The sequence below is a fragment of the Bdellovibrio sp. ZAP7 genome (assembly GCF_006874645.1).
Taxonomy (GTDB): Bacteria; Bdellovibrionota; Bdellovibrionia; order Bdellovibrionales; family Bdellovibrionaceae; genus Bdellovibrio.
This window is the reverse complement of record NZ_CP030082.1, coordinates 350,379-377,357: the sequence shown is the minus strand read 5'-3', so window position 1 is coordinate 377,357 and position 26,979 is coordinate 350,379. Positions and strand designations below refer to the sequence as shown.

22 protein-coding genes are annotated in these 26,979 nt (G+C 45.0%); 16 read left to right on the top strand and 6 right to left on the bottom strand.

The annotated features are described in order from the left end of the window. The first annotated feature begins 175 nt into the window (after positions 1-175). Positions 176-2,467, top strand: coding sequence for a hypothetical protein (locus DOM22_RS01910; RefSeq protein WP_142698768.1), 2,292 nt, complete (start codon positions 176-178; stop codon positions 2,465-2,467). Between the two features lie 13 nt (positions 2,468-2,480). Here DOM22_RS01910 and DOM22_RS01905 read toward each other — a convergent pair whose 3' ends face one another. The 3 genes from DOM22_RS01905 to DOM22_RS01895 all read right to left on the bottom strand — a co-directional run bounded on the left by DOM22_RS01905 (position 2,481) and on the right by DOM22_RS01895 (position 4,924). Then, the gene (locus DOM22_RS01905; protein WP_142698767.1) at positions 2,481-3,074 is read right to left on the bottom strand and encodes a hypothetical protein; all 594 of its coding nucleotides are present in this window, start codon (positions 3,072-3,074) and stop codon (positions 2,481-2,483) included. A gap of 96 nt (positions 3,075-3,170) precedes the next feature. Beyond that, positions 3,171-4,175 carry a M23 family metallopeptidase gene (locus DOM22_RS01900; protein ID WP_142698766.1) on the bottom strand — a complete coding sequence of 335 codons (1,005 nt, stop codon included), beginning with the start codon at positions 4,173-4,175 and terminating at the stop codon, positions 3,171-3,173. 23 nt (positions 4,176-4,198) lie between these two features. Next, positions 4,199-4,924, bottom strand: coding sequence for a Stp1/IreP family PP2C-type Ser/Thr phosphatase (locus tag DOM22_RS01895; protein ID WP_142698765.1), 726 nt, complete (start codon positions 4,922-4,924; stop codon positions 4,199-4,201). Positions 4,925-5,056: 132 nt separating this feature from the next. Here DOM22_RS01895 and DOM22_RS01890 point away from each other — a divergent pair, with 132 nt between their 5' ends. The 9 genes from DOM22_RS01890 (at position 5,057) to DOM22_RS01850 (ending at position 16,917) form a co-directional block, all read left to right on the top strand. Beyond that, the gene (locus DOM22_RS01890; RefSeq protein WP_142698764.1) at positions 5,057-6,052 is read left to right on the top strand and encodes a TonB family protein; all 996 of its coding nucleotides are present in this window, start codon (positions 5,057-5,059) and stop codon (positions 6,050-6,052) included. A gap of 226 nt (positions 6,053-6,278) precedes the next feature. Further along, positions 6,279-7,193, top strand: a complete 915-nt coding sequence (locus DOM22_RS01885) for a hypothetical protein (RefSeq protein ID WP_210415669.1) — start codon at positions 6,279-6,281, stop codon at positions 7,191-7,193. Positions 7,194-7,211: 18 nt separating this feature from the next. Beyond that, positions 7,212-7,841 (top strand): hypothetical protein, encoded by a 630-nt coding sequence (locus DOM22_RS01880; protein ID WP_142698762.1) that lies wholly within the window; start codon positions 7,212-7,214, stop codon positions 7,839-7,841. Between the two features lie 349 nt (positions 7,842-8,190). Further along, positions 8,191-11,028 (top strand): pyruvate dehydrogenase, encoded by a 2,838-nt coding sequence (locus tag DOM22_RS01875; protein WP_246845803.1) that lies wholly within the window; start codon positions 8,191-8,193, stop codon positions 11,026-11,028. Positions 11,029-11,134: 106 nt separating this feature from the next. After that, positions 11,135-11,914, top strand: a complete 780-nt coding sequence (locus DOM22_RS01870; RefSeq protein ID WP_142698761.1) for a hypothetical protein — start codon at positions 11,135-11,137, stop codon at positions 11,912-11,914. Between the two features lie 53 nt (positions 11,915-11,967). Further along, positions 11,968-12,945: a hypothetical protein gene (locus tag DOM22_RS01865; RefSeq protein WP_142698760.1), complete on the top strand. Its 978-nt coding sequence runs from the start codon at positions 11,968-11,970 to the stop codon at positions 12,943-12,945. Between the two features lie 46 nt (positions 12,946-12,991). Next, positions 12,992-13,432 carry a hypothetical protein gene (locus DOM22_RS01860; protein ID WP_142698759.1) on the top strand — a complete coding sequence of 147 codons (441 nt, stop codon included), beginning with the start codon at positions 12,992-12,994 and terminating at the stop codon, positions 13,430-13,432. Positions 13,433-13,615: 183 nt separating this feature from the next. Continuing rightward, positions 13,616-15,592 (top strand): hypothetical protein, encoded by a 1,977-nt coding sequence (locus tag DOM22_RS01855; protein WP_142698758.1) that lies wholly within the window; start codon positions 13,616-13,618, stop codon positions 15,590-15,592. Then, a complete protein-coding gene (locus tag DOM22_RS01850; RefSeq protein WP_142698757.1) occupies positions 15,592-16,917 on the top strand; it encodes a hypothetical protein in 1,326 nt (441 codons plus the stop codon). Before DOM22_RS01855 ends, DOM22_RS01850 begins: the two co-directional genes overlap by 1 nt. On the opposite strand, the gene DOM22_RS01845 is transcribed toward DOM22_RS01850, so the two are convergent. Continuing rightward, on the bottom strand, positions 16,918-18,057 hold the full coding sequence (locus tag DOM22_RS01845; RefSeq protein ID WP_142698756.1) for a hypothetical protein: 1,140 nt from the start codon (positions 18,055-18,057) through the stop codon (positions 16,918-16,920). 211 nt (positions 18,058-18,268) lie between these two features. Here DOM22_RS01845 and DOM22_RS01840 point away from each other — a divergent pair, with 211 nt between their 5' ends. The 4 genes from DOM22_RS01840 to DOM22_RS01825 are packed head-to-tail and all read left to right on the top strand — an operon-like array spanning position 18,269 to position 24,203. Next, on the top strand, positions 18,269-18,925 hold the full coding sequence (locus tag DOM22_RS01840; protein ID WP_142698755.1) for a recA protein: 657 nt from the start codon (positions 18,269-18,271) through the stop codon (positions 18,923-18,925). Then, positions 18,873-20,195, top strand: coding sequence for a hypothetical protein (locus DOM22_RS01835; RefSeq protein ID WP_142698754.1), 1,323 nt, complete (start codon positions 18,873-18,875; stop codon positions 20,193-20,195). The genes DOM22_RS01840 and DOM22_RS01835 overlap by 53 nt, the downstream gene beginning before the upstream one ends. 3 nt (positions 20,196-20,198) lie before the next feature. Next, complete coding sequence (locus DOM22_RS01830) at positions 20,199-23,387, top strand: DNA polymerase III subunit alpha (RefSeq protein ID WP_142698753.1); 3,189 nt, start codon at positions 20,199-20,201, stop codon at positions 23,385-23,387. Between the two features lie 21 nt (positions 23,388-23,408). Next, positions 23,409-24,203: a hypothetical protein gene (locus tag DOM22_RS01825; RefSeq protein WP_142698752.1), complete on the top strand. Its 795-nt coding sequence runs from the start codon at positions 23,409-23,411 to the stop codon at positions 24,201-24,203. Between the two features lie 2 nt (positions 24,204-24,205). On the opposite strand, the gene DOM22_RS01820 is transcribed toward DOM22_RS01825, so the two are convergent. Then, positions 24,206-24,940 carry an ABC transporter substrate-binding protein gene (locus DOM22_RS01820; RefSeq protein WP_168196531.1) on the bottom strand — a complete coding sequence of 245 codons (735 nt, stop codon included), beginning with the start codon at positions 24,938-24,940 and terminating at the stop codon, positions 24,206-24,208. 22 nt (positions 24,941-24,962) lie between these two features. Then, on the bottom strand, positions 24,963-25,622 hold the full coding sequence (locus DOM22_RS01815; RefSeq protein WP_142698750.1) for an O-methyltransferase: 660 nt from the start codon (positions 25,620-25,622) through the stop codon (positions 24,963-24,965). A 113-nt stretch (positions 25,623-25,735) separates the two neighbouring features. Here DOM22_RS01815 and DOM22_RS01810 point away from each other — a divergent pair, with 113 nt between their 5' ends. Both DOM22_RS01810 and DOM22_RS01805 read left to right on the top strand, forming a co-directional pair. After that, positions 25,736-26,281, top strand: coding sequence for an OmpA family protein (locus DOM22_RS01810; protein ID WP_168196530.1), 546 nt, complete (start codon positions 25,736-25,738; stop codon positions 26,279-26,281). A 25-nt stretch (positions 26,282-26,306) separates the two neighbouring features. Further along, on the top strand, positions 26,307-26,960 hold the full coding sequence (locus DOM22_RS01805) for an HAD family hydrolase (RefSeq protein ID WP_142698748.1): 654 nt from the start codon (positions 26,307-26,309) through the stop codon (positions 26,958-26,960). The last annotated feature ends 19 nt before the right edge of the window (positions 26,961-26,979 follow it).

The window sequence follows — 26,979 nt, the reverse complement described above, 5'->3', positions numbered from 1 at the left end:
CCTGGGACACCTTTTGCAACTCTCTTTACGGCTGAAGAATTTGCCGTTCAGAATCGCTACCGGAATTAAGTCTTTTCAAATGCTTAGAGCAGAAGACTTGGTGGAAAGTAGCGGAATTTGACCAGCAGAAATTGTTAGTCGTTGATTTGTTAGACAGAAGATGGAGTTGTTCTCTATGAATAAAGTGAACGTTAAAAGATGTGCCCTTGCAGCCATTCTTTCAATTGGATTCTTGGCGCCGCAAATGCCAACGAGAGTATTTGCAGCGGAGAACGCTCCAAGTAATTTCCCTATCGATCTATTCGATATCGCTGAAACTCCGGCGACGGGGACTCAATCCAACACGGACTCTCCTAACAATGGTAACAACGCGAACAAGCAACAGCAGAGTTCTCAACAGAATAACAATGGTGGCAATAAAAACGGCAACCAGCAATCTGGTGGAAATAACAATCAAGGTGGCAACCGCCTTGGGCCATTGCCTCGCCCTCAGACCGGCGGCACTAACCAAAGTCAAAACAACAACAATAATAACAATAATAGACCGAACCAAAATCCAAATCAGAACGGTTCGAACAACAGCTCTTCCAGCAATAACAACGGCAGTCGTCCAACGATGAAGGCCGTGAAAGTCGCAGACGAGTTTGCATGTAATTTATTTGAAAACAGCTCGCAAGCGGCGCTGATGCAAGCAATTACGGATATGAATCGTGAGATCTCGACGAAGTCCACTTGCGCGGGGAATACATCTGCTGATCAGTTGCAAAAGAACAGCCAAAGCGTGATGCAAAACGTTCAAGTCTTGCAAAAAATTATGAACGCAAGCCCGGGCACAGAAGTAAACTACAATGAACTTTCCGATGCCATGACAAACACCATGAATGCGACGACGACTATCGGCGATATTCTGGGTGATAACTCATTCCTAAATAGTAAATGTGGATCCGACTCTATGAAGAGCGGTAAAGCACTTTTGGCATTCAATGAATTGTTGGACGGTTTGGCTCCAATGGCATTGTTCGCGGTTTCTATGAATGCAGCCTTGGCACCGGCTCTTCCATTCGTTCTTGGTGGTGCGGTAGCGACAAAAGGTATTACGGCGCTTACTAAAGTAATGGAAAATAAAACTATTGATATGTCATTGCAGGATCAGCGCATGGCTGTCTTCCAAAACACATGTCAGTACATCAAAATCTCTAAAAAAGTGACTTACCTTCAGTTGACTGCTGAAAACCGTTTTAATGAATTCAGAAATTCACTGCGAGCTGAACTTCCATTGTACAAAGCAAGTTTGAATAACAAAAAGCTTTCAACTTTCACAAATCTGGTATCGAACACGAAATTTGACCAAGTGAAAGCTCAATACATCAAAGACATCAAAGACTTTAAAGATCTTGAAGCGGCTTACAATGGTGAAGCTGATGGCGGAGACATGGGCATCTGTTTCTTTGGTCGCTCTGCTTTGGAAGATCTGGCTCGTATGAAATCAGCTGATTTCGATTTCCCAGCTTCCATCTTTGCGAACTTGAAAGACGCGTTGAACTTGGATCAAACGAAAAAAATTAAACGGGTGAACGTTGAAGGCCGCATTAACACGATCAAGTACTACGAAAGCGAAATTTCCAAAGCAAACACAAGAAATCCAAACGAAGTTCGCAATTGCGCGACGAACACCAAAGAGTGGATTACAAGCATCAAGAAGACTTTGACTGAGATTGAACAAATCATCGTGGACGGTCCAGCCGGTTCAAACATTGCCAACAACGGCGGAAAGAAAAGCGATGCTGAGCGCGCTCGTGACGAAGGCAAAACATTTGACCGTGTGAAATACGCTATGGAAGAGCTTGCGAAAGATAACTCTATCGTAAATCGCTCGAACATCATCCAAGGTGCAGATTCCATTAAAGTGGGATTGTTCGGCGGTGGTAGCGGTGTTGCTCCAGTATGGTCATGGTTGAAATACACAGTTGGAATCTATGACCAATCAATGGCGTCCTACAACAAAGGCATTAAAGACCTGCAAACTATTGCCATGAATATCACGCAATCAGCGGCAGACATTCGTAAGCACATATCACAGATCAATGACCCGCAAATGTTGGTTATTGGCCAGCAATTTAAAGAAGACAAAGCACAAGCAGCAGCTCTTTCGAACTTGATCCCGCAAAATAAATACATCAACGAAGAAAAACGCGCCCTTATTTGTAAAACACTTAAGCAAACTTACGTGCAATACACGGCCGCTTGGGACCACTTGGGAACTGTGCAAGTTATGTGTGACATGATTTCTGGTGTTCTTGATAACTCTATGGATAAAAAAATCATCAAGTACTGCGCGGGAGACTTGTTGCTCAGTGGCACTATCTCCACAATCAGCACGACTCAACAACAGTTGCAGTCTTACTATAAGCAAGCAATGTTGCTAAACGATCGCATGACTCGTTTGAACTGCAGCACTTCATTGTAATCTCAATTAGAAGCTAAGGTGAAAGCGTCACCAGTGACGGGTTCACCTTAGCAATCTCTACGATCTGTTCACGACTTAATCCTGAAGTATTCGAGCGAAAAACCACGGTCACGCCTGCCTGAACCAAAGCCATCACATCTTCTTTAATTACCGCTGAATTCACATTGTAAACAAACGGACGAACTCTTGCCAGTGTCAGTAAATCTGCTTGGCTTAAACCAGCGGTAGCGCTCATCACTACCAACTGCACGCCTTGGCTAGCGAGGGTATTTAAATATTCCTTAGCAATACGATTGCTATCAACATATAAAACAAAACTACCTGATTTAGACATGTCAGATAGATCTTCTCGAGTATAAGTGGTTTTAGCTACAGAGATCCCAACGTTCGCATTACCGGTTTTAAGAAGATCGATGGTATCAAACTTGTTCGTCAACCCCATCTGATTCTGGCAGTAGTTAACCTTCGCCACCTTTGCAATTTCCTTTACATCATAAATGGATGCAGAGCTGACTTCCGTACTTAGGCAATCCGCAAACTGCGGCGGTAAAGCCGCCAAAGATACGGATGAAAACAAAATCAAAGATGAGTAAATTCGGAGAATCATAAAAACCCCCACAAGAAAAATTGTAGGAGCCTAAAATGATAAAATCCAATTGCCTTATGACATTAAAAAAGGCGCCTGGAGCGCCTTTTCAAGAGATTATTCATCTAAGATATAGTTGATTGGATCGACGGGCGTTCCGTTAATTCTGACTTCGTAGTGACAGTGAGGTCCGGTTGATCGACCCGTATTACCTACAGCGCCGACAACGTCCCATTTGCTCACACGCTGACCAACTTGAACATAGATCTGTGACATGTGACCGAAACGAGTTGTTACACCGAAACCGTGGTCGATACTTACTAACTTACCGTAGCCCTCGTCATAACTTGCAAAGATCACGACACCGTCTGCTGGTGCGTAAATTGGTGAACCCGGTGCTGCTGCGATATCAAGCCCCGCATGCAGAGTTGTTTTTCCAGTAAATGGCGAAGTTCTGTAACCGAAGCGCGATGTGATCCAACCTTTGGCAGGCTTCATATTCGGAGTAGCGTTCAGCAAGCTTTGGCGCTCTGACAAACTTTCCCACAAGTCGATAACAGATTGTTCTTTCAGCTGAGTTTCTTTAACTGCCTTTTCGATACGAATAACCAAAGATGCGTAATCTTTGTCTGCGGTTTCGTTAGCAAGTTCACCCGCTTGATCGTTCAGAGGTTTTTTATTAGCAAACGTCGCGTCCTGCTGAGCCAATCCCTCGCTGTCATCACGGGATTCCATTGGTTCATATTCCTCAACCGGCTGATTTGGAGCCGGCTTTGGTCCCATTGTCAGTTTCGTAATACGGTCTTCCGCATCGACATTGGTGATCAATTTCAATTTCGTGGTGAATGTTTTTACGCGCTCCAACGAGTTTTCCAAAGCGCTGACTTTACTTTCAACAACTTGGAATTGTTTTGTGAGCTGGGCATTTTCAGCTTTCAGGCGCTTATTTTCCATGGCTTGCAAAAGCAAACCGAAATAATCGACCATACCAGCCGCAAAGATAATGATGACGACGGCGGAAATAAAGGACACGGCTTTCAGCCAGGCTGCAGAGAGTACCAATTTACGGGTTTTGCCCGTTTGGTTACTCACTATAAATAGCGTGACTTTCTTTTTATCCAAAAATTCCCCTATCCACTAACCGCTTACTCGTAAAAATGAATCAACATAACGGTGACATTGTCATCACCACCATTTGCCAGTGCTTGTTCTACACAGGCTTTAACTACTTTGTCAGGTTTATTTTTATTGATGATGTCGCAAATTTTTTGATCTTCAACCAAACCAGAAAGGCCATCGGAACACATCAAAAACATTTCGCCGGGAGCAATTTCTCTTTCGACAATATCTGGATATGTTTCTCTTTCATATCCCACGCTGCGCGTGATCACATTTCGACCTACGAACTGACGAACTTGCTCTTCACTCATCACACCGGCGCGCAATTGCTCGTTGATCAAAGAATGGTCTTCAGTGATTTGCCAAAGCTGCGGTTTTTTATACATGTAGCAGCGCGAGTCCCCAACATTTCCGACGTACAGGTGATTGCCACGCAAATAAGCCATCACCATCGTCGTTCCCATTCCGGAAAGCTCGGGTCTTTCGTTGGCGGCTTTATCAAAAATTCTACGCGAAGCTTCCTCATACGAGTGTTGAATCATCTCACGCGGTGAGCGATTTGCTGATCCGGGTTGAAGCATGATTTCTTCAACGGTCTCCACAGCCATGCTGGAAGCGACTTCCCCACCGGAGTGCCCACCCATTCCGTCGGCAACAACAAAGAGTCCAAGCTCCTTATTGACGAGGCATGAGTCCTGATTAGATTCACGTCTGAGGCCTTTATCTGTTAAATACCAGCAGTCAAATTTCATAGAAGTTACATTCTCCCCTAAAGCCTTTCATACGTCAAAGTCCGGCCCTAGACCTCTGTCGAATAATTAAATACTGGCTCACCTGTTCCTCATTATCAGGTGTCATAATACCGATAGGAGAGGCGAGGTTCTATGAAGAAGTCACCGTCTTTCAAAAAGTATGTGTTGCTCTCCATCGCAGTCCACATTTTGGTGTTCGGCGCATTTTATTTGGTAGAGGCTCTTCAGCAAAAGTTTCCTAAACAGGAAAGCGTCAGCATCGATTTGCTTACGCCCGAGGAAATGCAAAAGCTAGTTGAGGCACAGGATGCTAGTCAGATTAAGAAAGTTCCAGTACCGACGGTTCCTAAGAATCAAATTGTAGAGCAAAGCGAAAACTCCCTTAATGAGGCCGAGCCAGTAGATTCACGCTTTTTGAGTGCGAAAAACCAAACCGTTACCAAGCAGTCAGTAGCAAAAGAGCACGGCGAATTCCAGAATATCAAGAAAGCCGCGCCTCAAAAAACTGGACCTAAAGGTGATGGTAAAATTAAATCCACTGCCAAGGCTGAAGCGAAAGCTACACCTGAGCAGAAAGAAAAAATCGTCCGCGATTTATTCAAATCATTTGATGCATCAGAGGCTTTAGAACGCCAAAAAGTAGCTGATCGCAAAAAAGATCAAGACACGGAACAAGGCCAAGGCCTTGGTCGAGGTAATAACGAAGACATCGCGAAAGAGGGCGCTGACACGAGCCGCTCGAACGACTATTTGAAAGATGTCGATCAGGGTCTTGAAACGATGTTGAACACGCGGGAGTTTAAGTACTACTCGTACTATAACCGCATCCGCCGCCAATTGGCCCAACATTGGGAAGGCCGCGTGCGCGAAAAACTTTCGAAAATGTTTAAAGAAGGCCGTGCGCCAGCATCCACTGGTCAAGACCGTGTGACGAAACTTATGATCGTATTGAATGACCGAGGTACTCTGGTCAATGTTCAGGTCATGAGTGATTCCGGTGTTCGTGATTTGGATGATGCTGCCATTGAAGCGTTCCGCGCAGCTGCACCATTCCCAAATCCTCCGAAAGGTATCATCGAAGGCGATGGCACTGTGAAGATCCGCTGGGACTTCGTTCTTGAATCCTAATATCTAATTATCTAAGCCGGTGTCTCAGTCTGAGACACCTTCTGGCATCTCCCTTGCTCCACTAAAAATCATGAATTGGGTCTTTAAGGCTTTAATCCTTATTAGCGCGGTCCTATTGTCAAAGAACTCGGCAATGGCGAGCCAAAATTGCGGCAGGTTTCTGTGCGCCTCGAGCTATTCAGCACTTGATCGCTTGAGTGAGGAAACAGAGGTCTTCGTTAAAACGTTGAAAAGCGAAGGCCCGATTGCGCGCAAAGACCTTATCCAAGAGCTTAGAAAAATAGAGTCCTTGAACGAGAGCTATTTCAAAGTTGCGGGCATCACATTTAAAATGCTTCCCACTTCCTTAAAAGTTAAAGGACAATCCGTCACCTACACCCGTTATCAATTGCGTGGCTCCGCACAAGGTGATGCGATCGCAAAATCACTGACTGAAACCTCTGTCCCGGTGATTCTGGATCCCCTGTATCTTTATAACTATAAATATTTCGGCCATTATATGAACGACACAATCTTCGTGGGTCCCCATGTCTTCAGATTGAATTTAATGGGAGTCACTTCCACTCTTCAACACGAACAACTTCACTCTGTGGAACACGAAAAAGTTCGCCTGGGCAAGATGAGTCTGGGCCGTATTGAGTTGATGAATTCAGAAGGTCGCAGATCGGTAAATTACGGAAACTACTTCCGTGTTGATGAAATTGAAACGCACCTTAACGACTATCACTTATTAACTGAGCCAGGAATCGTTGCACAACGCGATTTGGATCTTATCACCCAAGGCCTTACGAGTACGGCGCTTGATTCAATCAAAAAACATCGCGAAGTCGTCGTTAAAGATAAAGTGCAAAACCTCAAGCGTTTCTCGGCAGAGTCCCAGGAAATGCTTGCGAAAATTAAAACACGCATCATGCACGGAGCGATCCCTTATTCTTCAAAATATGATCCCTCAACTGGCTCCATCCGAGTGATCTTTACAACCGAATACAAGTCCTATGAGTTCATGAGTTTCGATCTTCGCGGTTTGATTGTTCCTGCAGACTTGAACGACTGGGTAAAGGTTCGTGAAATCATCCTGAATACAATTAATTGGTCTGAAGAACGCATTTCTGCTGCCAACATTAATAATATAAATCTATGATAATTTCTTGAGGTAATTATGAAAAAAATCTTGTTAGCTTTCGCAATAATTCTTGGTTCCTCTTCAGCATTCGCAGCCGAGGGCACTAGCACTTCAGAAATTTATAAAACAGACCGGGTTGGAAAAAACTGGATGATCGCAGGTCAACTTGTCGGTATGACCAGCAAAGTTGGCAGCGAATCAGGAGTTATTGCTGGTGTTTACTTCAATCCAGATTCTTTGCTTTTGGTTGAAGCCTACGGTGCAGAAGAAAGTGGATTCTGGCACAACCTAGATGGCGATGTGAAAATTAAATCGCAAAGTATCGCAGTGATGTACAAAAAATTCCTGGGCAACTCGTTCTATATGAAAATTGGAGCTATCGGCCGTTCAATTGATTACTCAAACTATGAAGTTCCTCAGGACGAAAAATTTAAAGGGACTTCGATCGCGGGTTCATTTGGTTTAGGCAATCAGTGGCAAATCAAGAACTTCACTTTGGGAGCAGATTGGATTTCTTTCTCTCAACCGATTTCAACGAACATCACGTCTGAGCAAATCTACGACAATACGACATATGCTCGCCAAAGCATGGATGACGCTCAGGACACTTACCTAAAAAGCTCTTACTTCCAGTTTGTTCGTTTCTATGTAGGTGCCAGCTTCTAAATCCCCCGCTTCAATAGCCACAGGGTCCCAAGAGTCCCTGTGACTAAAAAACCGCATTTCTCTCTGAAAAAGGTCCCTTTTTACACTAAGGGACCTTAACTACCCCCTCCAAACATCCAGAAAACTCGACGGAATGCCTCGTATTTGGTCCAAACCGGAACCATTGTGAGACCGACGCGTGATCCAGCAGTTTTCAGGGTGTAAACTCGGGGCTGACGGAGCCTATTTCTTACTGCGTCACTCGATGGAAAAAGACCCCTTTTTCAAGGCCTTAAACCTTGTCTCCCCCTCTCGAGAATGCTAGTTTCGCTCCGTTAAATTACCGAGTTATTACTCAAGGAGAACCATCGTGGCTGACTCTAAGAACAAGAATGCGAAGCCAGAAGCTTTGAAGGGTGCTACCCCTGAAGTTTTGGACGTTATCGCACGCCGTGCTCTTTACCTTTCAACTCAAATGATCTGGCAAGCCAATCATCGTTCCGACAAAGAAAAAGGCGACCCAAAAATCGGTGGTCACCCGGCAGCTTGCGCAAGCTCCCTGCATATCATGGGTGCTTTGCACTTGATGGCTAAAACTGGTTTCGACCACATCGCGAATAAACCGCATGCGTCTCCAGTGGATCACTCCTACAACTATCTTTTGGATCTTTTACTTAAGAACGATCTGACAAAACTAACTCAAGAACAAGCAGACCAGGCAATGAATGGTCTTCGCAAGTTCACTGATGGTTCTGAATTCGTATTCCAATCTTACCACTCTGCATACGATCCAGATCATCACAACTTCTTCCCCTCAGGCACAGTGGGCATTCCACCTGTTGAAGCGGGTTACATGGCACTTGCTTACCGTTACGCTCGCGAACACGGTTATGAAGTTCCAGATGCACACTTCTGGGCTGTTTGTGGTGACTCTGAATTCCGTGAAGGTTCCATGTATGAAGCTGTTCCTGACTTCGCTGAGCGCGAAATCGGTTCTTTGACTTGGATTTTGGATTACAACCGTCAATCTCTTGATGGCCACCGTATCACGAACAAAGAAATCATGAATGGTACAGATGCTGACCGCGTGGAGCGCACAATGGCTGCGAACGGCTGGGAAGTTATCCAAGTACGTCACGGTTCTAAACGTTTGGCGTTGTTTGCTAAAAAAGATGGCGAGACTTTCAAAAACTTCCTTGAGAAAAAATTGGAAGACTACGAGCTTCAATCATTGCTTCTTGTTCAAGACATGAAAGCATTGAAAAAAGGCATCGCCAAAGAACATCCTGACATGAAGAAGTTCTTGGACTCTGTATCTGACGAGGAACTTTACGAAGGTCTTCGCGATTTCGGTGGTCACGATATGATCCAACTTGCACAAGCAATGGAGCAATCAAAACTTTCCACTCGTCGTCCAACAATCATCATCGCGCATACCCTTAAAGGCTGGGGCTTAAAAGCTGCAGCTCAGCCAGGCAATCACAGTTCCCTTCCACAAGAAGACGAAGTGAATGCGCTTAAAGCTGCTCAGGGCATCACTGGCGATACGTTGTACCAACGCCTTGATCCAAACTCTGCCGCTGGTAAATTCTTGGCGGCTCGTTCCGAAAAAATCTTTGGCGAGATGAAAGCGCAATACGCTTTGAAAGCTAAGAACCAAGAATACTTCTTGAAAAAGCTAACTGAGTTCGGCGAAATCCCTCAAGCTTTGGAGATCAATACGAAAATGACAAGCTACCCTCATACACAGTGGATGCTTGGTCAGTTGACTGCAAAGTTGACTCGTATTGCGAACACGCCGCTTGATGAATCGAAATTGACTGATAAACAAAAACCTCTAACGGAAAATGAAAAACCATTCAAACTTCCAGGTGAGTTGTTCATCTCTATGGCTCCAGACGTTGGTACTTCAACGAACTTGAATCCTGCGATGGACGGTAAAATCTTCGGTGCTCCAGTTGTTGTCGACCACGAAACTGACTTGGGCGTTAAAGACCACAAACTTCCTGACTTGGTTCCTGGCGAAGAAGAATCAGATCGCTTCCTTCGTTTCGAAATCGCTGAAGGTAACGTTATGTCTTGCGTGGGTGCATTTGGTAAAATGCGCGATATCGTAGGTGTACCTATCATCCCATTGATGACTGTGTATGACTTCTTCATCAAACGTGCATTGGACCAATACTTCTATAACCTTTACTGGAAGAGCTCATTTATTTGTGTGGGTACTCCATCAGGTGTGTCTCTTTCTCCGGAAGGTGCTCAGCACGGTTGGAAGTCTGACATCCAAATCCCGAACCAAATCACGTGGGAACCGTTCTCTTGTATCGAACTTGACTGGATCATGTGCGACACAATCAAACGTCACGTTATGAATGACAATGCAGGCCGTACAGGTACATTGCTTCGTCTGGTCACTCGTGGTGTGGAACAAAAAGATCTTTTGAAATACTTGAAAACTCAAGCTCGCTTCAAACAAGGCCTTGAAGGCCAATTGTCTCGTGCTGAGTTCCCGGTTGCGGGTGGTATCAATGAAGAAGAAGTGGCAGCTATGGATGACGCTTCTATCTTGCAAACTCTTCGTGAAGAAGTGTTGCAAGGTGCTTACTACCTGATCGACTACCGTGGTTACGCTGGCTACGAGCCAGGTGATAACGTTGTGAACATCTTTGCTCTAGGCACAATGGTTACTGAAGGTATCAAAGCTTCTGAGGCTTTGCTTGCTCGCGGTATCTACGCAAACGTGATCGCGGTGACTTCGCAAGATCTACTTTGCGGCATCTTGGGTCACGAAAACGATTACGATTATTTGAAAAACGGTTTGGGCATCAACTCCAACCTTTACTTGAGAAAATCTGAAGACGTATCCACTGGTGATTTGATCACTGTTGCTGGTAAACGTGTTCCAGTCGTATCAGTAGCGGATGGCGAGATCGGCATGCTTGATAACATCGGTTCATTGATCGGCGTTCGTCAGGAAGCATTGGGCGTGATTAAGCACTCTAAGTGCGGTCGCCCTTCTGAAATCTATGCTTACCACCACATCGACGCTGAAGCAGTTGTGGAAGCGTGCGGTAAAGTGTTAGCAGAAACAGCTCTTGAAAAAGTAATCGTTTCTGAAAGCGCTTTGGGTGCGACACACCAAGCGGAAGGTCGTACAGCTCACTGGACAGATCTTTGGCCTTCAAAAAATCCAGTTCACAAACACTAAGAACTGAATAGATCAAAAACTCTGAAAAGGGCTGCTTACAACGGAGCCCTTTTTTTATCTTCACAACGGCGTCTCCCGCTGGCACTCTGACCTGGTCGGAGCAGCCATGGACTACACAGAACTCGCAAAATCAGAATTTCCGTTTGAAGGAGAGTTTTTTCTCTCTAAAAACAAGCGCTACAATGAATTAATCTTCTTCGTGCATTTTTACGAAGGATCTAAGCGTGAACTGATCCGTCATATCAAGATGGTGAATGAATTTGGTTTTGATGCTTTTGCATTTCAATTGAATGGCACCGCCAAAGATCTTTTCAAACGTCTGCCAATAACTGCAGATGGTGCGATGGGTGTAAAGCATGTGTATGCCGCACAAATAGAAAAACTGCTAAATGCAATTCCTGGTAACAAAATAGTTTACGCTTTCTCAAATCCCTCAGCCTCGGCCATCGAAGCGATGGCGAAACGTCACTGCGTTGATACTGTTGCCTTGATTTGCGACAGCGGCCCAACTGCACGCTTTCTTCCTTCGGTGTGGAAACTCATGCGAAGTTACAAATTTCCATTTCCATTCGGTGGATTGAAACTTCCTGCGACGGCAGCCTTGGGAGTTTTCTGGTCTTTGCATTTTCACAAAGATATTCACGAACAACTCGAAAAATTTCCTGAGAATTTTTCTATCCTGTCAATTCGCGGATGGAAGGATAAATTGATTCCTCCGGCGCACATAGACGAAATTTTTGAGCCGCATCACAAATTGAATTGGTCCAAACTCAATTTACCGGAGGCTGAGCATCTTACTGGACTGCGTGATTTTCGCAGTGAGTATGCGCCCAGTGTCGACGCTTTTCTGAAGCGCGTGGCCACACCGATTATTAAATCCATTTAATTGGCGCTTTGTGATAGTCCCCTCTTAGACTTTATTTGCAGAGGGGACGCTCAATGAAGCACGTAATTATTATTTGTTTGTTAATCTTGCCGTTCACGGCTGAAGCACGCCGTGGATACGTCTACCAAAACTCGTTCGAAGCTTACGGTGAAGGTTACGCGAAAAATCTCGCAAACCTTGCGAACGACAAAATTTCAAATCTGCCTGATGATCAACGGGAAAAGTGTGAGCAACGTTATGGTCATATTTTGAATGACGGCTTGATCGATATTCGCGTGGCAATGGGATATTTGGATTGGACAACAGGCAGTGTTGTTAACAGCGGCGGCAGAAGCTATGGCTACAGTCCTTCGATCGATATCGGTGCTTACTATGCACTTCGTGAATTAATCACCAGCCGTTGCAGAGGCAATTTGCAATTGTGCCGCTTTCAAGAAACACCGGGCAATCCTTACGTATTCACTAAAAACGTAACCGTCCTGGGTCGTCCTGTTCGTGCTCGCATCGAAATTCAATTCGCTTCTGCAACGGAGTATTTGAACAATAACGTGGGTTCAGCAGCCCAAGAACAGCGTACCGCTTACATGCAAAATTATTATGACCAAGCTTTGCAAGATGCCGATGCGGCATTTTACTTTGGCCACTCTCGCAATGGAGGCGGGCCTGACTTTGCTCCGCCGAAATTTATTCCTGGCACAAACAAAGTGAACTATGCGGGTTATTACAAAAAGTACCGACCTGGTTTCAACAAGATGCTTCAATCCTTAAGCAATCCCAGCAGACAAGCCGACGTTATCGGAATGATGTCTTGCAACTCGCGGGATAATTTCATGAGCAAGCTTCGTTCGACGGCTCCACGCTCTGGCGTTATCACTTCAACGGCTGTTTTAACAGTTGAGGAAGTTTACACAGCTATGATTGGCGGCATGGACGGTTTGCTGCGAGGCCAATGTCAAAAATCATACTACAAGTCCCTCAGAATGACTCAGAGGAATGCTGACAACATCACAATGGATGGAATGTTCGAATAGGATTAAAATATAAAAGATTTCTAAGTTTTGAATAAGGAGGTTCAAAATGGTCGACATCGAGCAACTGCCCCACCCGGATTATTTGAAATATCCTACGCACAGGACGCTGGGATTTTTCGCAAGTCAGGAGCAGGCCAGGAATGCCGCCCAAGCAATCATTCGCGAAGGCTGGTTGGAAGGCGATATTCATGTCTACGAAGGCGATTACGGTGTGGATGCCGTCGATGCCGATGGATCTCGACACACTCTGAAAGAAGCTTGGGGACGCTGGGTGCAGAAGTTCCTGGGCACGGGAGAGTGGGATCTGGTGGAAGAAGCCGATCAGGAATTGAAACAAGGCCACTTGCTTCTGTCTGTTGCGACTAAGAACGAAGAAGAAAAATACACCGTGGCTGAGTTGATGGTTTTGAACGGTGGCCATGGTATTCGTTACGTCGACCCTCTCTATAACGAGGAACTTACTCCTCCGGGTCATCATCCTTCTTAATCTCAGAAAAGGAAAAAGGTACGTCCTTACCTTCCCAGGTAAGGACGTACCTTTTTCCTTGCGTCTCATTCTGAGACGTCCAGCCCAAATTGTCCTTTGTCTAATATTTTTCATTCCAAATCATATATATGTGAAATCAGGCGGAACAGGTCTTGCTTTACAGAACCCTGAAGAGGTGTATCTATGAGACTTCGCAGTTCATTCCTGGCAAAAATCACATTGGCAGCAATCACAAGCTCTCTGCTATCGCAGGCAGTTTTTGCTCAACATCATCAACCAGACATGGATATGAACTCACACCATAGCTCCTATAATTATTTGAATGATGCTAATTACAAAGCCATCGCCGCCCAACAAGCAAAAAAAATGATGGAGGCACAGAATAAAATTTATGAGGAATACAAAAAGGTTGAATACAAGGTGTTGGCCAATCCTCAAGGTGCATTGGATGTACTTATTCACGTAGGCAACAGCGGTGTCATGAGTCTTGCACACACCATGCTTCCCGGAGAGGAATCCGGTAAATCCAAGTATACATTAGACGTAAAATACAGCAGAAATATGCCCGCAGGCGAGGTGGCTTTCGTTTCGATGACAGACAATTCCAAAGGTCAAGCGACGGCGATCGTGACTGTGCACGAATCAGCAAAAACAAATCCCTTTGTATTGCTTGAATCACTCGTTAGCTTAAATCAAATTTTTGATGTTACTTCCATTATTGGAACGAAAACAACAATTGCTCATGGAAAGACGCTTCATCATCACAATTACGAAGCCTTACTTACTACCTTTCAATCACTCACACACACACTGGGAATGACAATCAGCTCTGGTGGAAACTCATCCTACGGCATCACTTCAACTATGGAACTTCTTGAATTAAAAGCCAATGCAGACGCCGGCAGCATCACTTCAAAAAGAGCAATGGCAGAGCGTGCGATGGCACTTACTCAAGTAGTTCGTATGAATACAAACTCCTTCACTCCATTGAAAAATTTGACAGATGATCAGAAAATGGCCGCTCTTGCAGAGTACGCAAAGCTTAAAGGTGTTTCTGTCGATACCAAGCAATCCTATGCTGAAGCATTAGCAAGTGTTCAGGACCAAATTGACTTGCGTGAAAAAAGACAAATGGAGTCACTTAACTCTGCAGCCAAACTGGAAGTCAGAAAGCAAAACAAAGAGCTTGAGGCGACTGCAGCTCAACGCGAAGAAGTCGTTCAAACAAAATCATTAAGCGAGATGGTCAAAGCAAATGACCGCGCGGGTGTTGCCGATGCCATGGAAAAGATTTTTCCTTGGGCTATCATGGAACCTACCGAAAAAACTTTCTGGCGTGATTACGTTGATGCCATTCGCCATCCCAACTATGAAGGGGCCCAGATTTTATTTCGCGGAATGGATGAAGACGAAAAATTGCAAGAAGTGCGTGATTCCAAAGGTAAAATCATCGGCGGGGGTCTTTTCTCAAAACGTCTGACGGCGGGCTCAGGTTCGCATCTTTATAAACTCAAAGGCCTGCAAAAAACTTTTGAGACTTTTGGTACCAATGGTGTGAATACCAGCGGTAAACCCATTTCTCCTCTGATTCAACCTCACACCCTAAGCAAAATGATGAGCAACCATGCCGGTAATCCAGCTGGTTCTCCATTTATTTCACTCAGCTATGATTTACAGGTGGCACATCAGTTTGGCACAGGAAAAGTCATCATCGAGGATGATACAATTCCGGAAAGCACTGATAAAAAAATGATGGCGTTAAGGGATACCAATGCATCCGGTGGTATTGTCACTCTTCGCATCGATAAACGCCGAACATTGGTGAATACTATTTCTGGATTCAATGGCGAGTTGGAAGTACTGGCATCCATGCTGATTTTTCCCGATGAAGTACTTTATATGGAAAAAGGCGTGCAGCTAATGGTTACTCAGAAAAATGGTCCCTTCCTGGGAAGTTCCATCAGAATGACTCCTGATGAGTATTACAAAAATGCTCGCAGCATCGTTTATCAGAAAACTGGAATCAATCTGCCTGAAGACTACAGAACTTATGCTAAAGAAGGCCAAAAAAGCTTCCAGAGTGGTTTAACCAGAATGCAAGATTTGTTCAGCAGAGCAAATCCGAACAAACCTATGAGCTGTTCAAAGGTATTTAATTAGTGAATGTAATTCGTGCCGTTCTTTTTAATGTGATTCTTCTGTTGGGGTTGGTGGTTTTTGCCGCTAGCCCTGAAGAGTTTTTGCATCGGCAAAAATTGATTCGCGTCTATGTTGATAGCGCTCCCGGATTTGGTCATCAGTCGGCAGGCATTTCCGTGATGCGTAGACTTCGTGATCTAGGTTTCAGCGGTGAATTCGAAGTCGTCTATCAGCCTGCGGTTGCGGGCAAAATTCAAAAAATCTATCCGGGCTTTCCTCAAGGCATTGCAGGTGAAGTTCATTATATCGATATCAGCGCTTACGCTGACTCTGTTGCTCATAATCAGGTCGCAAAAGTTCAACTAGCTGTATCTGGTGCAGACGATGGTTTCGGCGATAAATTCAAAAATATTTCTCAGTCCGAAAATTATCTGCGCTTGCAACCTTTGGGTTGGGGCGATGTAGGTCTTTATTCAGATAAACTAACTGTACTTAAAGCATTAAAAGACATGCCGCTTGCAAACTTTCCGTCGAGTTCGGCAGAGGAATTTTTGAAGTCTGTTCCTGCGATGAATGATCTATCGGCAGATCTAAAGCATTTTATTCAAAGATTCGCTGATTCTGCGCAAAGTAACTTTAGCTTTCCAGTTTATGGCGTGGGCACTCAGACCTTTGCTCCACAAAGAATGTATTTTTATGGTAAGTCCGTAAAAAGTGCCGCCGCAAAAATGGATAAATCCAAAGCCATCGTGATTCCGGTTGTTTCTCCATTCAATCCTCAAGATATGGATGTGATGAGCAAGGTGTTCGGCAAGAAGTCCGGATTTGAATCCAGCAATGCAACGGAACTAAAGCATCAAAAACAAATGCACCTGTTAACTCCTCAAGAGTTTTCGCAAATCTCCCTGAAACCAGGAAATGTGTATTTCGTATTTGTGGGTTCAGTGCCACAAGCAGTTTTTAATTTCCTCTATGAGCAAGCGACTCTTCCAGTGTGGGTCGCAGGCAAAAATGCAATGAGCTTTGCAGTGACTAAGGGAAAACCTTATTTCAATACTGTCGATGACTATTATATGCCTGAGACGGAAAAGCTTTCTCCGGAAACGTTGAAAATTATCGAGAAAGCAAAATTCGGATTTAGTACTGGCTATCAAAAATTTATAAATCAGTCTGAAATAACGGGGGTTAGCCATTTCATTCAAGCAGCGGCTACTCCTGATACAGAACTTGCAAAATACTTTTCTGCTCTAGGCATGAAGATGTCACGCAATGACCGCGTGCTGGAAGGACTTCGCTATATTACGCAAAATCCTTCTGCTCCCTCCTGCTCTATGGTCTTTCAATAACTACTTAGAATTTAAATAACGATTGATGGCATCTGCCACTTCAGCGGATTCGTTAATCGCGCGTTGGGCGATTGATACTTTTTTATTATGGTATCCAAGAGCACGCAGTTGTTGCGTGTGCCAAGGTTCATCACTCACATTCGCCAGGTTATAAGCTGGATTTAAATAGCCAAATTGCGAAGCAATATCCTGAGTCGCAATGTCTTTACGTTTGCGGTCCACCCACAGGCGCGCCGTTTGAGCCACGTGACAGCTTACGCAGTCCATGTTTTCTGGATTGTACGACTTAGGATTTTCAATTTTATAAGCGGCCGATAGTTCTTTACGAATCACATCTTCATTACCCGTGCGAACTCGTTGCGACTCTGCGACCAGGTTGCCTAACGTATCATCCCCTGCAGCACGAGCACCGGCGATGCCTCCCCCCGAGAAAACGTCCCCTGAAGTCACCACGTTTACGAATGATTGAGCGGTGTTTTTACCCAGACGAGGAATTGTCATGGTAACCAGCTCACCATTTTTAAATTCAAACGCACCGAACAGCCACATCGCTCCGCCACCGCGCAGGAACATCGCCGTCACGCGGGAAAGATTTCTTTCACCAGCATATTTAAGGATGATGCGATTAAGATCTTTCAGTGCCGCAACTCCGCGACCTGATTTCCAAGCCGGGTGAGGCCCCAAGGGAAGACCGCGAGTTTCCACTCCCGTTCTGGCTTTCCAAGTTTGCAGCTCTTGCAACAAAGAATCGAATTCAGAATCAGTCAGTGGATAGAACGAGTGAAGAGCCGCATCGACTGCATCAATTGAGCCGTCTTCTTCCCACTGCAGAAGTGGTTGCCATACCAGGCGAAGTTGTTTTTGGCAGCTGATCTGAGTTGGGTACGGAAAACAAGGATCGATACGCATCGCTACCACACGCATCGCTCGCGCATTGGTTTGCGGATCCATGTCCATAGCAATCGGAGAAATACGTTCGAAGATTTTTTCTGGAATCAGACCCTTCATCGGAAGAGTGTTCACGTGACCGTCTTCTTGAGTTTGCAATGGCATCACATACGAAACGTCATTCAAATCCCAGGCCGCATGAGTGATTAAGGAAAACGAAAGAGTCAGCAAAACGAACGCAAAATGTTTCATGGCCGAACCATCTTATTTGGATTGCCATATTTCAATGAAATTCACATTTAATATGTAAGTGAAAACCAAACTTTCAAGCCACGTCATTTCACGCAAAGCATTAGAATCTCGAGACTTTTTATGAACCTACGCAGAAAGGTCCAGTTCCACAAGGAGCCCTTTGACTTACATATTATTTACATAGTAACTAATATGTAAATGGAGGCTTTCAATGAGTGCCGTCGCCCTTCCCGCTTTGTCTGACATTCAGTTTGTTTCCGCAGATCAACTGCAACCACCTCCCGGAGTTCCCACGGGAGTGAGTACCTTGGATGACTTCCTTTTATGGAAGGGAATTCCTAAAGGTGACTTAAGCCTCTTTCAAGGAAGCCCAGGAACAGGTGCCACGTCCTTGTGGGTGAACATGACCCAAAAAGCCCACGAAGATAACAAGTGGGTGGCTTGGGTGAATGGTGGAACGCAACTGCTGCCCGCGCATCTGACCAGCCGAAAGATCAACTTAAAGAAATTGTTGGTCGTGAAAGAACCCAAAGAAGCGGAACAACTTTTCTGGGTTTTACAAGAGCTGGTGACGAGCTCTTTGTTTGAAGTGATTGGTTGTGAATTGAAAGAAATGTTTTTCAAGAATCACCAACTGCAAAAACTCAAAAAACTTTGTCGCTTTCATAAGGTGGCTTTGGTTTTTGTCTGTCACAAGGTGAGTAAGTTCGTGAACCCCCTCTTCAGTCTGATCATTCAGTTCCAAAGAGACTTCATCACGATTCAACGAGCTCTTCACCGTCCAACGCCGTTTACTGTCGCAGGGAGTATGGTTTATGCGAACTTTGTGCATCAATTTAAAAACACAGCAAGAAAGCTCCTCAGCTGAGGCCTTTCTTGTTTTAAGCCCGCGCGTTCAGTTTCGTTTTCCGCATTATATTTTCGTCGATATTGATTCCACTTCACATCTCCTGGGAGGAGAACATGGAGTTCTACAAAAAGCCGTCGAGATTGGTCGTAAATTCAGTGCTGATGCGAGTGCCGCAATTGCAGACACCGCTCCTGTCGCGCAGATGCTTGCGAAATGGAAGCCTTTCACTGTGGCTCCTTGTGCTGCTGAACATCGTGAGTTTTCAGGTCTCGGCCTTGATGCGCTAAAAGACATTGAGGGCTTGCACCCTTGGTCTCAAAAGCGACTGATTGAACATGTGATTTCATTCGCACGCACTCTGGGCGTGTGCACTCTGGAAGAAGTTTATAATTTCCGTCTGGTTTCACTGCGCGAGCGGTGGGGGGATTTCGGTGTTTTACTTTGGAATCGTTTGCACTCTCAAGACTCTCAGGTCATTTCTCCTCTTGTGCCTCGCGATCCTCTTGTGGGGTATGGCTACCTGGATGATCCCTTAGGCTCGGTGCCATTATTGTTCAATCGGGTGAAACCGGTTCTGGATACTTTGTTTGCGCGGCTCCATGGCCTCTCCCGTTATGCGCACAAAATGGAAGTGATCCTGCACTGTGAATACTCTGATAAGCGCTATCTTTTACCGATTGAGCCAATCAGCGCCAGTCGTGATCAGGAACTTTTCGAAGATCTTCTTTATAAAAAGATGGAGAAGACGGAATTAACCAATCCCATTCGCGAATTTGAAGTCACGGTTTACGATGTGCCCGAAAAAATTCAACAACTGGATTTTTTCGAGCCCCGTGATAACTCCGAAGACCGCTGGCGCCGTCTGATCAGTTTTGCCAAGCAGTCGAATTGTGAAATGGGATTTTTGCAGGTCGAAGCCAGTCATTTTCCCGAAAAAAGTTTTCAACTGGTCACCGAATGGCCGGAGGATTTCAAATCCGAAGACTTGGTGGAAAGACAGGACAACGCCCTACAGGTTAAAAATGTTTATGCTAAAGGTTTAAAGGAGAGTCCCCGGCCTTCCCTGCTGCTCGAGCACCCCCAGGCTCTGAGCGCAGGGGAAGTGCAAAGACTGCGTTTTGTTTCCTCCATGCCGAGCGAAAGAATTGAATCTTCGTGGTGGCAGCTGTCTTCGCAAGAACTAAAACACCGCGATTATTTTTTCGCTTTATCGCAACAGGGACAGTTGATTTGGATTTTCCAAGATAAGGTCAGTTCACAATACTACCTCCATGGATACTTTGATTAGAAAATGAATAAGTCCCTTGATATTCGTAAAACACATGCGATCGCTCCCACGGCCAAAGGGTTCGTGGAACTTTTGGGGCGCAGTAACTTTTCCTTTCTGCGCGGGGCCTCTTCCCCCGAAGAAATGGTTGAAGCTGCCATCCATAATAACTATGACGGCATTGCGATGTGCGACCTAAACGGTCTTTACGGAGTTGCCCGTGGGTTTTTAACCGCCAACACGCCTTCTATTTTTACTGAATCTTCCAAAGCCAAGGAAGGCTTTCGTTATTTGGTGGGTGCGGAACTGACTTTGACTGACGAAAGCACGGTCACGCTGATTCCCATGAACAAAAACGGCTACACCCATCTGTGTGAACTTTTAACTTTAGGTAAAAGACAGGCTGCCAAAGGATTTTCATCTTTACGCCTGGATCAGATCGAAAAGTATAATCAAGACCTTTTGTGCTTAGCTTTGCCTCCAATTGATGACAAACGCTATGACAGTTTAGAAAAGATTTTTGGCGATCGACTTTATATTCCTGTATGGCGGGATCTGACTTGGGAGTCCCAAGAATTTTACAAACAGGCAATAGAACTTGAACAAAAATGTGGCGCTCAACTTTTCGTCACTCAACGTCCGTTCATGCATTCGCGTGATCGCAAACCTTTATTTGATGTTCTGACTTGCACTCTTCACCACACCACTTTGACAGAAGCGCGCGACAAATTGATTCAAAATGCTGAACGCTCACTCAGTTCACTCCCGCAAATCTGCTCCAGATGGGCCGATCGAGTCGACCTTGTGGAAAAAACTGTGGAAATCGCCGCACGTGTGACTTTCACGTTGGACGAGATTCGCTATCGCTATCCTCGCTCAAACTTACCGCAAGGTAAGACGCCGACAGAATATTTGCGCTTCTTGGTTGAAGAAGGTTTGAAGTGGAGATTCCCCGAAGGGCCGACAAAAAAAATTCTGGATACCATCGAACATGAACTCGAAATGATCAAAGAGTTGGAGTACGAAGACTATTTTCTTACATTACGTGAAATATGTGAGTTTGCCGATCGTAAGGGAATTTTATATCAAGGCCGTGGCTCCGCCGCGAACTCCATCGTCTGCTTTTGTATTGGGCTGACGTCCGTAAATCCCAAAGAAATTGATGTTTTGTTCGAGCGCTTTATTTCCCGCGAACGCCGTGAACCACCGGATATCGATATCGACTTTGAGCACAGTCGCCGCGAAGAAGTAATTCAGTATATTTATGAAAAGTACAACGAACGCCATGCGGCCATGGTCTGCACCGTGGTTCGTTATCGTTCACGCATGGCGATTCGTGAAACCGCCAAAGTTTTTGGTATTTCTTTAGAAAACATCAATGCCATGGTGAAATTCATGGGCCGCGATGGCATGCGCAGGCTGGTTGAGGATCCCACGATCCACAAACGTTTTGGTGTCGACAATCCTGGCACGTGGAAACTGTTTTTAGAAATGGCCAAGCAGGTACATGGATTTCCTCGCCACTTGGGAATTCATACGGGTGGTTTTTTGATCACCCAAGATCCCATCACGGAAATGGTGCCGGTAGAGAAAGCTACCATGAACGGACGCTATGTTATTCAGTGGAACAAAGATGATGTCGCCGTTTTAAAACTGATGAAGATCGACGTTCTAAGCCTGGGCATGCTGACTTGTTTAAGAAAGTGTTTTGATCTTTTAAAAAAACACAAAGGTATCAGCTTTAATCTGGCGACGCTTCCCCAAGATGACAAACCCACTTACGAAATGATCTGTAAAGCAGACACTGTGGGGGTTTTCCAAATTGAATCCCGCGCTCAGATGCAAACACTCCCCCGCATGTTGCCCCGAAATTTTTACGATTTGGTTGTTGAGGTGGCGCTGGTACGTCCCGGTCCTTTGCAAGGGGGCATGGTTCATCCTTATTTACGTCGCAGACAGGGACTGGAACCGGTTACTTATGCTCACAAAGATTTAGAACCCATTTTAAAACGCACCCATGGTGTTCCGATTTTTCAAGAACAAGTGATGAAAATCGTGATCGTGGCTGCGAACTTCAGTCCCGGTGAAGCCGATGAACTGCGCAGGATCATGTCCTCGGCCTGGAGAAAACGCAGCACCATGGACGCGATTCGTGATCGCATCATGACCGGCTTTAGAAACCACGGTATCTCCCAAGAATATGCCGAGCAAATTTATGCAACTATCGAGGGCTTTGCGAATTACGGTTTTCCTGAAAGTCATGCGGCAAGCTTTGCTGTTCTTACTTACGCCAGTTGCTATTTAAAATGCCGCCATCCCGATGTCTTTGCCTGTGGACTTTTAAACAGTCAGCCCATGGGATTTTACGCTCCCCGCACGATTATTTCTGAAGCCCAAAGAAATGGCGTGAAGGTCGCACCACTATGTATTCAGAATTCTGACTATGATTATACTTTGGAAGAAGAAAACGAAAATGGTACCCACACCCTACGAGTGGGCTTGCGCTCCATTTATGGTCTTCCCGAAGAACTGATGCGCAGAATTGAAGATCAACGTAAAATTCATGGCCCCTATCAAGACATCAAAGACTTTATCCAGCGCACGCAGCTTCCGCGCAGTGTTTTAATTACTCTTGCCGCAACGGGTGCGATGGAGTGCTTTCAAACCAATGCGCGAGAACTTATCTGGTTGATTGAAGGACTCAGCCTTGATCAAAACAGTTTTCTTTGGGGACAGCCGAAAGAAATTCTGACTCAGGGATCTTTCGACGACGAAGAGTCTTCTTCTGAAAATCTGCCTTTTGAATCCAATTGGGATCGCATGCGCCGGGAGTATGACACCAAGGGATTTTCGGTGGATTCACATCCTCTATCCGTTTTGCGTTCTTACCTAAAAACCAAGAATACAGCTTTGATTGCTCAGCGCTATGTTCCTTACGCCACCTCTTCAGATCTGGAAAGAATCAGCCACAAAAAGAAAGTTCGCGTGGCAGGACTGGTTTCCGTCACTCAACGTCCCCCGACCGCAAAGGGAATGTGTTTTATCACTTTGGAAGATGAATTCGGATTTATGAACATTGTTATTCACCCCGACGTGTATCAAAAAGACCGGGAAGTGATTTATGGCCGCTCCCTTTTAGAAGTCCAAGGCCAAGTGGAAAAAGTCGGAAGCATCACTAACATCCGCGCCATTAATATTCTTCCTTTAGGATAATATTTCAGGTAGGTTGATTCCATGCTTTTGGAATCTTTCGAATTTCTTTTAACTCCGACGACACCCTTGGCCCGCAAGTATGGATTTCTTTATTCTTCCATCTCGCTTCGCCATCGTTATCATCGTCAGAAAAAGAACTGGATTCCTCACCTGAAGAACTGCCAGGAAGTTTTCCTGGAAACCGCACAATCACTGCCGCAAAGAAAAAGCGTCGTGGTTCTGGGAAGTGCTCACCTGCACGAAATTCCCTTGCATCTTTTGATGGACACTTTTGAACAAGTGACTTTGGTTGATGTCATTCATCCACTTAAACATCACTTGCAGTCAAAAAGATATTCTCGTTTAAAACTTATCACGATGGACCTGACCCAAGCCTTGGATCAGCTTCAATCCCTGAACACCCTCGAAGACCTTGAATCCCTAGCTAAGAAATTAGCCGGAGAACAAATCTTTCACTTTGAGGCTGATTTGATTGTCTCGGCAAATCTGATGTCGCAATTAGCTTTGCTTCCCCTTGATGCTGTCGAAAAGAAAATCAAACGCACTCTGGAGCTTTCAGAAAAAGACTCCATCTGCACGCAATTCGCAGAAACTCACTTGAAAAACCTTAAGGGTTGCACCGGAGCAAAACTAATTTACTCGGACAGGGAAGTCATCTATCGCGATAAACAGGGCGAACTTATGTACACCGGCCATTATGATGTGAACTTTGCAAATTACAAAAAACTGCGCGAGTGGAACTGGATGCTGGCCCCACTAAAAGAAGCTTCTAAAGACTATTCCATTGAAATGAAAATCGAAGCCTATAAAGGTTAGGATTATTTTCTGGAACCCTGCAAAAGCTTTAGATCGGAAATTCGCCGATTGATTTCAGGAAGCTCCTTAACCAGAGAAGATTTTTTCGAAATCCCCATCACATACAGAACTTCGTGGTTCGCTTCACCCAAGACGACAAAATCATCCTTATTGAGCTTTAGTTCACCAATATAGTATTCAATCACCGGGTCATAGGCCAAAAAGACATCAATGCGTTTGGATGCCAGCATCTGAACACCCTGGCCCATATCTACCACTTCAACCTTGCGCACCTCGGGTTTATTGAAAAAGGCGCCGAAATCTTCGCCGAAGGCATATCCCAGAATTTGTCCAAAGGTCAGATCGCCCAACTCTCGGAAGTCTTTGATCGGTTGATTGCGCTTGATAAGTTCCTTTACTTTGGGATTGTCACGACGAACCCACAAAGAAATGTTGGCGCGAATCAGTGGCTCGGTGAACACCAGGAATTCTGATCTTTCAGGAGTGATCAGCAAGGGCCCGATGATATCGACCGAACCCTTTTCAGCATCCGATAAAACTCTTTTCCAGGGAGAAAAGCGATAGGTCAGCTCGGAAGCGGGTTTGCCCAAAATAAGCGGCAAAATATCAGTTACTATACCCGTGGGCATACCCTTTTTAGGATAAATTATTGGAGGATAGGGATCCGAACTGACGATGATCTTTGCCAAAGCTCCGACGGAAAATAAAAAAATTAAAATTCCCAGCCAGAACTTCACAATCACTCCTTGAAATAAGGTTCTACTTTTTTATTGCAACAAACAATCCTTCAAATGTGGGGGCGATAGCCGCCTCGTAAAGATCTGGATTCGCCAAACGCTCATTGAACTCACGCATGATACGAATCTGTTTCTCAGAAAATTTTTGAGTCGTGATTTCACCCCAAACAGCACCACTTAAAAATATATTATCGGCCAGAACCAAACCGCCTTTGCGTAAGTTTTTTTCTGCCCACAACAGATAGTCCAGATAAGCGGCCTTATTACCATCGATAAATACACCGTCAAATGGGCCTTGCGATTCCAATTTAACTAATTCTTCACGTGCATCCCCGACCACCAGATGAATTTTCTTTTTCGACTGATCGATCTTAGAAAACACTTCCGCAGAACGACGTGCATGCTCCGGGTCTTTCTCTAAAGTCCATAACTCTCCACCCTCAGGCAAGGCTTCATGAAAATACTGCGCCGACAATCCCGTCAATGTTCCAATCTCTACGAACTTACGGCAACCATGCATTTTAACCAAGACGTGAGCCAACTGTGCTTCCGCCGGGGAAATGCTAATTCTCGCTAGACCCAGCTCTTCAGCTGCCTGGCGGGAAAGTTTTTTATTCTCGTTCTCTTTATTAAAAAGAGCACCCAGATATTCTTCTTTGTTTGAAAGCACTGATTCACGCATGGGGAAATATTCTCACGACTTCGTCCAGAAGTTAACAGGAAGTTAATTTGCTCTGACTTATCCTGTAGCTTAGCCTGAAAATAGACAGTACTCACTTGATCATGGAGGATCATATGATTTCTGGCGTCGCTCAACAAAGAGCCCAATTGGCGATTCAGTTTTTGATCAGTTTAGCCTTAGCCGGAGCGACCGCCTCCTGCTCCTCCAAATCAAAACGCGACGATGAGTATCTTCTACGTCCCGTGAAAGCAAGTCCGCAACAAGCACCCGAATCGGCACTCAGTAATGCTGGCAACGACCTCAGGCAAAGTGTCCGATATGAAGCGCTTTCAAAAAATATTCGTTTTGACTATGCCAGCGCCGAACTCACACCCGCGAGTAAAAATGCCTTAGATCACATCGCTACGGAAATAAACGGCTCCCTTAATTCTTTTAACGTCATTCGCCTGACCGGTGTTACCGATGCGACGGGGGACGACTCTCGTAACATGCAACTGTCGCAACGAAGAGCAGAAAATGTACGAAGATATCTGATCTCCAAGGGAGTTCCAGCAAACAAAGTGGAAGCGATCGGCGTGGGAGCAACTAATACAATCATTCCCGGAACTAAAATCAAAGCTGCCGCTGACCGCCGCGTTGACTTTGAGATTGTGCGATAACTTAAATACAGGCTAAATAAGGTGCATGAACCCTCTTTTAGTTTTTGATCTTGATGGCACATTGATTGACTCCGCTCCCGACATCATCGTCGCGGTTAACCGCACTTTAAAAAATCATGGTAAACAGACGCTAAGTGATAAAGAAGTGATTGCGCATATCGGGGAAGGCCTTAAAAAACTTCTCGCTGATCTTTTCATTAATGATAATTTGTCTCCGGCACAGATCATCAACCTCGAAGCCGAATTTTTAAAAATCTATGAAGAAGAAATGCTGAATAAAACACAGATCTATCCCGAAGTAGAAAACTTTCTGGGCAGCTATGCGGGCCCGATCGCAATTATCACCAACAAAAACGAAATCCCGGCAAAGCTGATCATCCAGCATCTTGGTTTACATCGTTTTCCGTGGGTGAATGTCTTTGGTGCAGATACTTTGGCAGAGCGAAAACCCAGTCCTTTGCCGCTAAATACAATGATGAAACTTGCAGGCCATCAACCGCACAACACTGTGATGATCGGCGACGGCATACCAGATATGGTTTCCGCTCAGCGCGCCGGAGTAAAATCTCTAGCCATCGAGTTTGGCTACACCGCTCCCGACATACTTATGAAGTACGAACCGAAAGCATTTCTAAAAAATTATTCGGATTTATCCTACATTTTGAAACAAATAATCTGATATTTGTGCGACTTGTGAT